Genomic DNA, 12,596 nt, shown 5'->3' with positions numbered 1-12,596 from the left:
TTCCCGGGCGACCGCCCCCGCTCCTTCGGTCAGCCGACGCCCGCCTCGGCCCGCAGCAGCCCGGCCAGTGACCCGCCGTCGGCCTCGGCCAGCACGCGCGGTGTGCCGGCCGCGGATACCGGGAGTACGGCGGAGCGGCGGAGTACGCCCTCTGCCGTGGCCTGGTCGACGGCTTGGTCGAGGGCGGACGGCGGCGGTTCCTGCGGCGCGGCTCCGGTACGGCCCCGCTCTCGGCCGAGGAGAAGCGGACGCTTGCCGAGGTGCTCGCAGCCGAGATGCTCGTAGGCGAGCCGCAGCGGCACGACCGGCGCGCCGGCGGTGCGCCGGCCAGGCTGAAGCGTCCCCGGCGGTGCGTTGGACAGGCCGACGCGCGTCCGGCGGTGCACTGGACAGGCCGACGCGCCCAGACGGACTCCGGCCCGGAGGCCGGAACGCGGGATCCGGCGGTTCAGCGCGGGTCGTCCGGGCGGGCGCGGTCGACCATCGTGCGGTTGTAGAGCTCGTCGATCTGGTCCAGGGGATCGGGGGCGCGGCGGCGCGCCTCGATCTCCAGGTCGGTGCGGCTCCGGATCTCCTCGATGCCACCGGCCGCGTGCGCCATCTGGTCGTTGAGCAGGTCGGCGCGGATCCGCGCACAGGCCGTGGTCAGCTTGGCGTGGTGCTCGCGCAGCCTGCCGAACGCGGTGTGGTCGACGTAGGCGGACACGCGGCGTTCCTGGGCGTAGACGCCGAGCTGGGCGTCGAGCTGGTCGGCGTGCGCGCCGATCTCGGCCACGAGCTGCGGCAGGTCGCCGAGCCCCCATCCGTCGCGGAGCGCGTGCTCCACCGTCTGGCGGGTCAGGGAGACCTCGCGGCGCAGGTCCAGCCGCATCCGCTCGGTCTCGGCCGCGTCGCCGGTGCCCATCGCCGCCACGTGGGAGGCGACACGGGTGCTCACCTTGCGGGCCTTCTTGGTGGCCTTCTTGCCGACCTTGACCAGCAGGTAGATCCCCGCCGCTCCCATGAGAAGGAAGAACAGGAAGATCACCAGCATGATGGTGATGAAAGTGCCGATCGAAGCCACCTCCCGGCAGGAGAGGAACGGGGTGTTTCGAGCATAGCCCGCGCATCCAGGTGGGTGCGGCCGTCGTTCAGACCGGACTCCGCCGCAGCGCGCGGCGCCGCCGTACCTTGCGGATCGCCCACCAGGCGAACAGCGCCAGTACGGCCACCGCCACGATGACCAGGACCGGCAGGAAGATCGCGATCAGGCTCATGCCGAGCGCTCCGGCGTCCTCCACCGTGCTGACCACGGGCGCGCCCACCCCGGCGGTCGAGGCGTTGACCACGGGCCGGGCGGTCGTCTTCATCACGTGCACCGCCAGCGCGATCCCGATGCCCAGCACCCAGCTCAGCCAGGGGTTGTGGCTCATCCAGGTCGAGCCGTCGAGCCGGGCCGCCGCCTCGGTGGCGCTGAACACCACACCGCCGGAGGCCGGGCGGACCACGGTCTGGATCATGTCATTGACGCTGTCCACCACCGGGACCTTGTCAAGCACGAACTCGGCGAGCAGCAGCACGCCGATGATCCCGAGCACCCACCCGTTGGACAGCCACGCGAACTCCTGTGGCAGCCGCAGCTGATCGGTGAAGTTGGCGATCAGGCCGACCACGAGCAGGGGGATGTAGGCGTTCAGCCCCGCCGCGGTGGAGAGCCCCAGGCCTGTCAGTGCCGCGAGCATCGTGCCTCCGTTGTGTCTCGTCCCCTCCTTCAACGATTCCCGGTCACCGATGGATCCCACCGGATCGCGACGATCGCCGGCCGCGAGAGGGCCGGGCGTCGGAAACAGGGCGCCGGAAACAGGGAACGGGGCGCAGGGAGCAGGGAGCAGGACGATGGAAACGAGGTGCCGGGCACGCGGCGACCGGCACGCGACGACGAGGGGCGCACCCCGTACGGGACGCGCCCCTCGTGTTCCCCCTGGGAGCTACTCCGGGACGGGGACCCGGAGCACCTCGCCCTGGCCGGGCGCCATGGCCTTGTCGGCCACGTGAACGGCACCGTCGGGGCCGACGGCCACGCTGAGCGGGGTGACCAGCGTGCCGGGTCTGAGAAGTTCGGTGCGGGTGCCGGCGCGACCGGCGCGACCGCCACTGCCAACGCCGCGGTGCACCCCCGAAGCCGCCGCGAGCAGCCGGCGACCGGCACGAACTCCGCTCGACACGATCCCCCCGCAACCGCCCCGCCCATCCGTCGGCAAGAGCGCACAGGGGAGAAGCTATGAGCGGCGCTCGCCTGCCCACAAGGGAAATCCGCCCCGATCCACCGGCCCGCGAGACGATATCCGTCCAGCGGGTGAGGGCGTGTCCCTCCTCAGGATGACGGGGGACGGTGCGGCTGGGTCCCGCCGCCGGTGACGGCCTCAAGGCGCTCCACGGCGACGGCGAACTCCTCGATCATGTCGTAGACGACCTGACGGGCCGGTCTGACCCGGTTCATCTGGCCGACGACCTGCCCGACGAAGTAGGTGACGAGCTCCCCGGCGCCGGGGTCGCCGCTGTCGGCCGCCCGGCCGATCCTGGCCATCGCCCCCTCGGCCAGCAGCATCTGCAGCGGCATCGGCAGCGGCCCCGGGCTCTCCTGCGCGCCGTCCCACTCCTCGGTCCAGGCGGACCTCAGCTGCCGGGCGGGCTTGCCGGTCCGCGACCGGGACCGGACGGTGTCGGAGGAGGTGGCGGCCAGCATCTTGCGCTTGACCGAGGGCAGGGTCTCGGCCTCCTCCGTGGTCAGCCAGACCGAACCGCACCACACCCCCTCGGCGCCCAGCGCGAGCGCGGCGGCCGCCTGGCGGCCGCAGGCGATGCCGCCCGCCGCCAGCACCGGGACGTCCACGGCGTCCACGACCTGGGGGACCAGCACCATGGTGGAGATCTCACCGGTGTGCCCGCCCGCCTCCGACCCCTGTGCCACGATCACATCGGCCCCCGCGGCCACCTGACGCCGGGCGTGCTCGACCGTTCCGACCAGCGCGGCGACCGCGACCCCGGCCTCCCGCGCCTTGGCCGCCATCTCCGGCGGAGGCGGGCCGAGCGCGCTGGCGATGAGGCCGATCGGGTGCTTGAGCGCCACGTCGACGAGGCCGGTCGCGCCCTCGGCGGTCACCCGGCGCCCCACCTCGTCGGCGTAGACCGACATGGCCCCCGTGAACGGCTCCGGCAGGTTCACCCCGTACTTGCCGAACAGATACGTCACGAAGTCGCGGTGCCGTTCGGGGATGAAGTCGAGGAGCCGGGCGCTCCGGTCGGCCGCCGACGCGTCGACCCCGCCGGGGACGAGGACGTCCACGCCGTACGGCCGGCCGCCGACCCGCTCGTCGATCCAGTTCAGTTCCGCGTCGAGCTGCCGGGGGGAGTAGGCGATGGCGCCGAGCACGCCCATCCCGCCCGCGTTGGTCACCGCGGCGACCACGTCGCGGCAGTGGCTGAAGGCGAAGAGGGGGAACTCGACGCCGAATCTCTCACAGATCGCGGTGCGCATGCCGTGACCGTAAATCCCGGAACCTTGTTCGGTCCAGGGGTGGGGAGCGTCAGGCGGGGGCGACGCGCTGAACGGATCCGGCGGTCCCGGGAGGCACGGGGTGCTCGGCGGAGCTCAGGATTCCGGCGTGCTCCACGTCTCCCGTGGTTCCGGCGCGCCCGGCGGTCCCCGCGGCCCTCACGGTCTCGGCTGGTTCCGCGATCCCGGCGGTCCCCGCGGCCCTCACGGCCTCGACGGGGTCCGCGATCCCGGCCGTGCCGGGCTCGGGGTGCTCGGCGCGGGCGCCGTTGAGGTGGGAGGGCAGCCATCCGTCTCCGGGCACGTAGCGGCGGACGACCTTGGCCGGCACGCCGGCGATCACGCTGTGGTCGGGGAACTCGCCGCGCACCACGGCTCCGCCCGCGACCACGCACTGCCTGCCGATCCGGGTGCCCGGCAGGATGATCGATCCGGTGCCCAGCCAGGAACCCGAGCCGATGACCACGGGGTTGTTGCGCGGCCACTGGCGGCCGATCGGGATCTCCGGGTCGTCGTAGACGTGGTTCTGGTCGGTGATGTAGACGTACGGGCCGGTGAACACGTGGTCGCCGATGTCGATCGACTGGTGGCCGACGATGTGGCTGCCCCGGCCGATCGAGCAGCTTCCGCCGATCCGTACGATCGAGTCCGGGCCCAGGTCCACCCCGGGGCCCATGCCCGCGGAGATGGAGACGCGCTCGCCGACCAGGGTGTGCTCGCCTATCTCGATCCAGGCCTCGCCGAAGATCGCGCCGACGGGGAACGACAGGCAGGCGCCGTCGCCGAGGCGGCGGAAGCGGTATCCGGCGGGATTGGCCGGGCTTACCGCGCCGGCCGTCCGGATCGCGGACCAGCCGCGGTGAATGAGGCTGCCGGCGGCACGCCGTACCACGCCACGAATCGACATAACGGCCTAAGTTACCGCTTGGTCATTTTCCAATGGAATGCGGGGCGGGAGTCGTCCGGACAGTTCGCCGGAACGGTTTGATATCCTGAGAGTCCGTGGACAGGTGGGCCGCTATCAGGGTGTGCCGACTGATCTATGACGACCACGGGAGACTTCTTGCGCAGCGCCGCACATACCAAGCATCTGTTCGTCACCGGCGGCGTCGCCTCCAGTCTCGGTAAGGGACTGACGGCGTCGAGCCTCGGACGCCTCCTCAAACTGCGTGGTCTGCGGGTCACCATGCAGAAGCTCGACCCCTACCTCAACGTCGACCCCGGGACGATGAACCCGTTCCAGCACGGTGAGGTGTTCGTCACCGACGACGGAGCGGAGACCGACCTCGACGTCGGCCACTACGAGCGTTTCCTCGACACCGAGCTGCACGGCTCGGCGAACGTGACCACCGGCCAGGTCTACTCCAACGTCATCGCCAAGGAGCGCCGCGGCGAGTATCTCGGTGACACCGTGCAGGTCATCCCGCACATCACCAACGAGATCAAGGACCGCATCCGGTCCATGGCCGGTCCCGACGTGGACGTGGTCATCACCGAGGTCGGCGGCACCGTCGGCGACATCGAGTCGCTGCCCTTCCTGGAGGCCGTCCGTCAGGTCCGCCACGAGGTCGGCCGCGACAACGTGTTCTTCCTGCACGTCTCGCTGCTGCCGTACATCGGGCCGAGCGGCGAGCTGAAGACCAAGCCGACCCAGCACTCGGTCGCCGCGCTGCGCAGCATCGGCATCCAGCCCGACGCGATCGTCCTGCGCTCCGACCGCCCGGTCAGCACCTCGATCAAGCGCAAGATCAGCCTCATGTGCGACGTCGACGAGGACGCCGTGGTCTCCGCCGTCGACGCGGCGAGCATCTACGACATCCCCAAGGTGCTGCACTCCGAGGGACTGGACGCCTACGTCGTTCGCCGCCTCGGCCTGCCCTTCCGTGACGTCGTCTGGCAGGAGTGGGAGCAGCTCCTGCGCCGGGTGCACCACCCGGCCAAGGAGGTCACGATCGCGCTGGTCGGCAAATACATCGACCTTCCCGACGCCTACCTGTCGGTCACCGAGGCGCTGCGCGCGGGCGGCTTCGCCAACGACGCCCGCGTCAACATCCGCTGGGTGAAGAGCGACGACTGCGAGACCCCCGAGGGCGCCGCCCGCGAGCTGGACGGCGTGGACGGCGTGCTCGTCCCCGGCGGCTTCGGCGTGCGCGGCATCGAGGGCAAGCTCGGCGCGATCCGGCACGTCCGGGAGAACAAGATCCCGCTGCTCGGCATCTGCCTGGGCATGCAGTGCATGGTCATCGAGGCCGCCCGCAACCTCGCGAACATCGAGGACGCCGGCAGCACCGAGTTCGACCCCGAGACCACCCACCCGGTCATCTCCACCATGGCCGACCAGGAGGACGTCGTCTCCGGCGAGCGCGACATGGGCGGCACCATGCGGCTGGGCCTCTACCCCGCCAAGCTCGCCGAGGGCTCCCTCGCGCGCCAGCTGTACGGCATGGCGAAGGTGGACGAGCGCCACCGTCACCGCTACGAGGTCAACAACTCCTACCGCGACGAGCTGGAGAAGGTCGGCATGGTCTTCTCCGGCCTGTCGCCCGACGGCCGCCTGGTGGAGTACGCCGAGCTGCCCGTCGACGTCCACCCCTTCTTCATCGGCACCCAGGCGCACCCGGAGTTCCGCTCCCGGCCGACCCGCTCGCACCCCCTGTTCAAGGGGCTGGTCGGCGCCGCCCTGACCTACGCCGACGTCCGCGGCAGCTCGGCCAGGGCCGGGCGGGGCAAGTGAGCGTCTCCGGGCTCGACGTCCAGGACGTGCCGGAGGAGTGGAAGGTCGTCTCCTCCACCGAGCACGTCAGGGGACGTGTCATCACCGCGGTGACCGACGCGGTCCTCATGCAGGGCGAGGAGGTCGTCAACCGCGACTACGTGATCCATCCCGGATCGGTGGCCGTGGTCGCGCTCGACGGCCAGGACCGGGTGCTGATGATCCGCCAGTACCGTCACCCGGTCCGGCGCCTGCTCTGGGAACTGCCGGCCGGCCTGCGCGACGTGGAGGGCGAGCCGCCGCACGTCGGAGCCGCCCGCGAGCTCGCCGAGGAGGCGGGCTACCGGGCACGGACCTGGCACACCCTGGTCGACGCCTTCACCTCTCCGGGGATGACCGACGAGCGGACCCGGATCTTCCTCGCCCGGGACCTCAGTCCCATCCCCGAAGGGGAGCTCGACTTCGTTCACCGGCACGAGGAGGTCGACATGCCGGTGGTCTGGATCCCCCTGTCCGACGCGGTTCGGCGTGCCCTGGCGGGAATGATCCACAATTCCCAAGCCGTGGCCGGTATTCTCGCCGCATACGCCGCTTCGGCGGATGCTTTCGCCTCACTGCGGCCCGCCGACGCACCGGAGGCATGACAGGAGGACACCCTGAGCGAGACGGAGGCCGTCCTCTCCAGCTACCTCGCCCATCTGGCGCTGGAGCGTGGCCTGGCTGCCAACACACTGGCCTCCTACCGCCGTGACCTCCTGCGGTATGTGGAGCATCTGAAGAGCCGTGGACGCGTCACCTTCGGCGAGGTCGCCGAAGGTGACGTCACGGCCTTCCTGGCCGCGCTCAGGGAGGGCGACGAGGAGCACCAGGCCCTCGTCGCCAGCTCGGCGGCGCGCGCCGTCTCCGCGGTGCGCGGCCTGCACCGCTTCGCGCTGCGCGAGGGCGTGTCCGGCCACGACCCGGCCCACGGGGTACGGCCGCCGAGGCAGCTCAGGCGGTTGCCCAAGGCGATCAGCGTGGACGACGTGGAGCGGCTCATCGCCGCCTCCGGCCCCGAAGGCGCACCGCTGACGATGCGCAACCGGGCGCTGCTGGAGTTGCTGTACGGCACCGGCGCGCGCATCTCCGAGGCCGTGGGGCTCGCGGTGGACGACGTCGATCTGGGCTCCGACACCCAGCAGGTGCGGCTGCGCGGCAAGGGCGGGCGCACCCGCCTGGTGCCCCTGGGCCGCTTCGCCAGGGAGGCGCTGGGCGCCTACCTCGCCCGGGCGCGTCCGGGCATCGCCGCCCACGGAAGGGGCACCTCGGGGCTGTTCCTCAACGCCAGGGGCGGCCGGCTCACCCGCCAGGGCGCCTGGGAGGTCCTCCAGGCGGCCGCCGAGCGCGGGGGGCTGGTGGGAATCTCCCCCCATATCTTGCGACATTCGTTCGCAACGCACCTCCTAGACGGGGGTGTGGACGTTAGGGTGGTTCAGGAATTACTCGGCCACGCCTCGGTGACCACCACGCAGGTGTACACCCTGGTCACGGTCGACAAGATCCGCGAGGCCTATGCCGCGGCGCACCCGCGCGCACGGCATTGACCTTGGTTATGTCCGGGCGTGCCGCCTTGCCGCATACGTGTTGACGCCATAGTGTCCGTCCGGACGGTCCGGTTCGAGGCCGTCAGGGAGGTTCGACTGGTGACTGTGACCACCGACGGTTCTGTCCGGGGAACGACCCCTGGAAACCCCGAGAATCCCTGGGGGGACACCAAGACCGCCGGGACCCCTCACACTGGGGGAGTCCTCGGCCCGACCGGGCGACCCCGCCCGGTCTTTCCCGACCCGCCCCCTCGCACGGTGCACGGGCCGGCGCGTGTCGTGGCCATGGTCAACCAGAAGGGCGGCGTCGGCAAGACGACCACCACCATCAACCTGGGCGCGGCGCTGGCCGAGGCCGGGCTCAAGGTGCTGCTGGTCGACTTCGACCCGCAGGGCGCCCTCTCCGTCGGCCTCGGGATCAACCCCCACCAGCTCGACCTGACGGTCTACAACCTCCTGATGGAGCGGCAGATCACCGCCAGGGACGTGCTGATGGAGACCGGTGTCGAGGGCATGGACCTGTTGCCCAGCAACATCGACCTGTCCGCGGCCGAAGTCCAGCTCGTCACGGAGGTCGCCCGAGAGCAGGTGCTCGGCCGGGTGATCAAACCCCTCCTGCCCGAGTACGACGTGTGCCTGATCGACTGCCAGCCCTCCCTGGGCCTGCTCACGATCAACGCGCTGGCCTGCGCGCACGGCGTCATGGTGCCGCTGGAGTGCGAGTTCTTCGCGCTGCGCGGGGTCGCGCTGCTCATGGACACCATCATCAAGGTCCAGCAGCGCATCAACGAGGACCTGGTCATCGAGGGCCTGCTCGCCACCATGTACGACGCGCGGACCCTGCACGGCCGCGAGGTGCTGGCCCGGGTGGTCGAGGCGTTCGACGACAAGGTCTACCACACGGTGATCAACCGGACGGTCCGCTTCCCCGACGCCACCGTGGCCGGTGAGCCCATCACCAGCTTCGACTCCTCCTCGCTCGGCGCCAGCGCCTACCGTGAGCTGGCCCGCGAAGTCCTCACCAGATGGGCCGCGCTGGAGCGGTGACCGCGGTCCCGGGTGCGGGACAATGGTGGGATGACCGAGCAGCCGAAGACGGCCGACGGCACCCTGGGGGTGCAGGCGCCCGACGACACCTTCAGGGTGCACCTGGAGGTCTTCGAGGGCCCCTTCGACCTGCTGCTCGGTCTGATCTCCAAGCACAAGCTCGACATCACCGAGGTCTCGCTCAGCCAGGTCACCGACGAGTTCATCTCCTACATCCGGGCCCGTGGCCCGGAGTGGGACCTGGAGCAGACGAGCCACTTCCTGCTCGTCGCGGCGACCCTGCTCGACCTCAAGGCGGCCAGGCTGCTGCCCTCGGGCGAGGTCGACGACGAGGAGGACCTCGCCCTCCTGGAGGCGCGCGACCTGCTGTTCGCCCGCCTCCTGCAGTACCGGGCCTACAAGGAGGTCGTGAAGGTCTTCTCCGGCCGGATGGCCGAGGAGGCCCTGCGCTTCCCCCGGACCGTGCCGATGGAGGCCCAGTTCGCCAACCTCCTGCCCGAGCTGATCCTCGGCATCGGCCCCGACCGCCTCGCCCAGCTCGCCCAGCGGGCCTTCGCGCCCAAGGCCCCTCCGTCGGTCTCCGTCGCCCACATCTACCAACCACTCGCCAATGTGCGGGACCAGGCGGTTATCCTTGTCGAGCGGCTGCGGCGGGTGCGCCGGGCGACCTTCCGGGCCCTCACCTCCGACTGCGCCGGCACCTTCGAGGTCGTCGCGCGTTTCCTGGCCGTCCTGGAGCTCTACCGGGAGGCGGCCGTCTCCTTCGACCAGGTGGAGCCCCTCGGGGAACTGCACGTGACCTGGACCGGCAGCGACGACGGAGACGTCGCCGTGGCGGACGACTACGACGAGAGCAGTAAGAAAGAGCCCGCCCATGACTGACGTGGTGCCCGAACCGGACCTGTACGCCGGGTTGGAGGCCATCCTTCTCGTCGTCGACGAGCCGGTCGCCGAGATGACCCTCGCCCAGATCCTGGAACGGCCCACCGACGAGGTCGCCGCCGCACTCCGTAAGCTGTCGGCGGAATACACGGAGGCCGGCCGGGGTTTCGACCTTAGAGAGGTCGCGGGCGGCTGGCGGTTCTACACGCGGGCCGAATGCGCGGCCCTCGTGGAGCGGTTCGTCCGCGACGGCCAGCAGACGCGGCTCACCCAGGCCGCGCTGGAGACCCTGGCCGTGGTCGCCTACCGGCAACCGGTCAGCCGGGCCCGGGTGGCGGCCATCCGAGGCGTCAACAGCGACGGTGTCATGCGCACGCTGGTGACGCGGGGGCTGGTCGAGGAGGCCGGCACCGAACCGGAGAGCCAGGCCCTGCTCTACCGGACAAGTTCGTATTTTCTCGAGCGGATGGGCCTGCGGGATCTCGACGAGCTCCCCGAGCTGGCACCGTTCCTGCCCGATGACGTGGAAACCCTAGAGGAGCACAAGTAGTGAACAGCAGGCGTAGCACCCCGTCCGGTGATGGACGCGGTCAAGGCCGTGGCGGAGCCCCGCGCGGTGGCAGTCCCCGTGGGGGCGACAACTCCCGGGGCGGTTCCCGGTCCGGCGGATCCCGTGGTGGGTCGCAGGGCGGTTTCCGTTCCGACGGTCCGCGCCGTGACGACCGTGGCGGTTTCCGCGCCGAGCGCGACGGTTCCCGCAGCCGGTTCGGCAGACCCGCCGAGGGCGGTCCCCGTTCCGACGCCCCCCGCCGTGACGACCGTGGCGGGTCGCAGGGCGGCTTCCGTTCCGACGGTCCGCGCCGCGATGACCGTGGCGGTTTCCGCTCGGACGCCCCCCGCCGTGATGACCGTGGGTCGCAGGGTGGTTTCCGCTCGGACGGTCCGCGCCGTGATGACCGTGGGTCGCAGGGTGGTTTCCGCTCGGACGGTCCGCGCCGTGATGACCGTGGCGGCTCGCGTGGCGGTTTCCGTTCTGACGCCCCCCGCCGTGACGACCGTGGGTCGCAGGGCGGTTTCCGTTCCGACGGTCCGCGCCGTGACGACCGTGGCGGTTTCCGCGCCGAGCGCGACGGTTCCCGCAGCCGGTTCGGCAGGCCCGCCGAGGGTGGTCCCCGTTCCGACGCCCCCCGCCGTGACGACCGTGGCGGGTTCCGCTCGGACGCTCCCCGCCGTGATGACCGTGGGTCGCAGGGTGGTTTCCGCTCGGACGGTCCGCGCCGTGACGACCGTGGCGGTTTCCGCTCGGACGGTCCGCGCCGTGATGACCGTGGGTCGCAGGGCGGTTTCCGTTCCGACGGTCCGCGCCGCGACGACCGTGGTGGCTCGCGTGGCAGGTTCGGTGCGGACCGCGGCCGCGCAGACGCGCCCGGCGCCGGTTCCCGCAGCCGGTTCGGCAGGGCCGGCCGAGCGGACGAGGTCCAGACGATCGGCGGCAAGCGGGCCGGCTCGTACGGCGAGCGCCGTACCGTCGCCGACCGCGGCCCCGCGAAGGCCGAGCGCAGGCCCGGCGCGATCGACAACGACCGGTTCAAGACCGCCCGCCAGCCCAAGCGCGACTCGGACTTCTACGACCGCGACTACGTCGACGAGCGCGACACCACCGAGGTCCCGGACGGTGTCCGGCTGCAGAAGGTCCTCGCCCAGGCGGGCGTGGCCAGCCGCCGGGCCTGCGAGGACATGATCGGCGACGGCCGGGTGACGGTCGACGGCCAGGTGGTCCGCCGCTTCGGCGCCCGGGTCGACCCGGCCAAGCAGGTCATCCACGTGGACGGCAAGCGCCTGCCGACCATGCCCGACCTGGTCTACCTCGCCATCAACAAGCCGATCGGCGTCGTCAGCACCATGTCGGACCCCGACGGCCGCCCCTCGCTGGCCGACTTCGTGGCCGACCGTACCGAGCGGCTGTTCCACGTGGGCCGCCTGGACACCGAGACCGAGGGTCTCATCCTGCTCACCAACGACGGAGAGCTGGCCAACCGGCTCACCCACCCGAGCTACGGCGTGCAGAAGAAGTACTGGGCGAAGGTCCCCGGCAGGATCGAGCGTGACCTGGGCCGTCGCCTGAAGAAGGGCATCGAGCTGGAGGACGGCATCGCCAAGGCCGACTCCTTCACCCTGGTGCAGGAGCACGGGCAGCAGGCCCTGGTGGAGGTCGTCCTGCACGAGGGCCGCAAGCACATCGTCCGCCGCATGCTGGAGGAGGTCGGGCACCCGGTCATCGACCTGGCCCGCATCGAGTTCGGCCCGGTGAAGCTCGGCCGTCTCAAGCCGGGTACGGTGCGCGCGCTGACCGTCAAGGAAGTCGGCGAGCTCTACGCCGCCGTCGGCCTGTAACCTTCCGTAATACGTACGTTTAGGACACGCCGGACCGCCTCGCGGGGTGGTCCGGCGTGAACGGTATGGAGGAGCGACGATGGTGCGGGCGATCCGGGGCGCGATCCAGGTCGATGGCAACGACCGGGAGGCCATCCTGTCCGGGGTGACCGAGCTTGTCACCGAGGTGATGGGGCGCAACAGGCTCACCACCGACGACGTGATCAGCGTGATCTTCACGGCCACGCCCGACCTGACCGCGGAGTTCCCCGCCCTGGCCGCGCGCAAGCTCGGCTTCCATGACGTCCCGCTGATCTGCGCGTCCGAGATCGACGTGCCGGGCGCGCTGCCCCATGTCGTCCGGCTGATGGCCCACGTGGAGACCGACCGGCCCCGCCAGGACATCCAGCACGTCTACCTGCGCGGCGCGGTGGCCCTGCGCGTGGACATCGCCCAGTGATCC

General features: G+C 71.1%; 14 protein-coding genes. 8 read left to right on the top strand and 6 right to left on the bottom strand.

Features of this window, described 5'->3' with window-relative positions; all coding sequences use genetic code 11:
• Positions 1-29: 29 nt before the first annotated feature.
• The 6 genes from BM085_RS11640 to BM085_RS11615 all read right to left on the bottom strand — a co-directional run bounded on the left by BM085_RS11640 (position 30) and on the right by BM085_RS11615 (position 4,442).
• Positions 30-386 (bottom strand): hypothetical protein, encoded by a 357-nt coding sequence (locus BM085_RS11640; protein ID WP_093887016.1) that lies wholly within the window; start codon positions 384-386, stop codon positions 30-32.
• A 62-nt stretch (positions 387-448) separates the two neighbouring features.
• On the bottom strand, positions 449-1,033 hold the full coding sequence (locus tag BM085_RS11635; protein ID WP_245789263.1) for a hypothetical protein: 585 nt from the start codon (positions 1,031-1,033) through the stop codon (positions 449-451).
• Positions 1,034-1,130: 97 nt separating this feature from the next.
• Entirely contained in the window at positions 1,131-1,721 is a 591-nt protein-coding gene (locus BM085_RS11630; RefSeq protein WP_031159905.1) for a DUF4126 domain-containing protein, read from the bottom strand.
• Positions 1,722-1,967: 246 nt separating this feature from the next.
• The gene (locus BM085_RS44330; RefSeq protein ID WP_177245064.1) at positions 1,968-2,204 is read right to left on the bottom strand and encodes a hypothetical protein; all 237 of its coding nucleotides are present in this window, start codon (positions 2,202-2,204) and stop codon (positions 1,968-1,970) included.
• A gap of 149 nt (positions 2,205-2,353) precedes the next feature.
• Positions 2,354-3,517 (bottom strand): NAD(P)H-dependent flavin oxidoreductase, encoded by a 1,164-nt coding sequence (locus BM085_RS11620; protein WP_093887013.1) that lies wholly within the window; start codon positions 3,515-3,517, stop codon positions 2,354-2,356.
• A 49-nt stretch (positions 3,518-3,566) separates the two neighbouring features.
• Positions 3,567-4,442: an acyltransferase gene (locus tag BM085_RS11615; protein ID WP_093887012.1), complete on the bottom strand. Its 876-nt coding sequence runs from the start codon at positions 4,440-4,442 to the stop codon at positions 3,567-3,569.
• Positions 4,443-4,598: 156 nt separating this feature from the next.
• Between BM085_RS11615 and BM085_RS11610 the strand changes: the two genes are divergently transcribed.
• The 8 genes from BM085_RS11610 to aroH all read left to right on the top strand — a co-directional run bounded on the left by BM085_RS11610 (position 4,599) and on the right by aroH (position 12,593).
• Entirely contained in the window at positions 4,599-6,269 is a 1,671-nt protein-coding gene (locus BM085_RS11610) for a CTP synthase (protein WP_093887138.1), read from the top strand.
• A complete protein-coding gene (locus tag BM085_RS11605) occupies positions 6,266-6,892 on the top strand; it encodes an NUDIX domain-containing protein (protein WP_093887011.1) in 627 nt (208 codons plus the stop codon). Before BM085_RS11610 ends, BM085_RS11605 begins: the two co-directional genes overlap by 4 nt.
• A gap of 12 nt (positions 6,893-6,904) precedes the next feature.
• Positions 6,905-7,831: a site-specific tyrosine recombinase XerD gene (locus BM085_RS11600; protein ID WP_093887010.1), complete on the top strand. Its 927-nt coding sequence runs from the start codon at positions 6,905-6,907 to the stop codon at positions 7,829-7,831.
• Positions 7,832-7,930: 99 nt separating this feature from the next.
• Positions 7,931-8,878 (top strand): ParA family protein, encoded by a 948-nt coding sequence (locus BM085_RS11595; protein ID WP_093887137.1) that lies wholly within the window; start codon positions 7,931-7,933, stop codon positions 8,876-8,878.
• Positions 8,879-8,908: 30 nt separating this feature from the next.
• Positions 8,909-9,760 carry a segregation and condensation protein A gene (locus tag BM085_RS11590; RefSeq protein WP_093887009.1) on the top strand — a complete coding sequence of 284 codons (852 nt, stop codon included), beginning with the start codon at positions 8,909-8,911 and terminating at the stop codon, positions 9,758-9,760.
• A complete protein-coding gene (gene scpB, locus BM085_RS11585; protein WP_012889694.1) occupies positions 9,753-10,310 on the top strand; it encodes an SMC-Scp complex subunit ScpB in 558 nt (185 codons plus the stop codon). Before BM085_RS11590 ends, scpB begins: the two co-directional genes overlap by 8 nt.
• Complete coding sequence (locus tag BM085_RS11580; protein ID WP_093887008.1) at positions 10,310-12,154, top strand: pseudouridine synthase; 1,845 nt, start codon at positions 10,310-10,312, stop codon at positions 12,152-12,154. Before scpB ends, BM085_RS11580 begins: the two co-directional genes overlap by 1 nt.
• Positions 12,155-12,233: 79 nt before the next feature.
• On the top strand, positions 12,234-12,593 hold the full coding sequence (aroH, locus tag BM085_RS11575) for a chorismate mutase (RefSeq protein WP_012889696.1): 360 nt from the start codon (positions 12,234-12,236) through the stop codon (positions 12,591-12,593).
• The last annotated feature ends 3 nt before the right edge of the window (positions 12,594-12,596 follow it).

The organism is Streptosporangium canum (assembly GCF_900113865.1).
GTDB classification, from domain to species: Bacteria; Actinomycetota; Actinomycetes; order Streptosporangiales; family Streptosporangiaceae; genus Streptosporangium; species Streptosporangium canum.
This window is presented reverse-complemented; position numbering and strand designations above follow the sequence as displayed.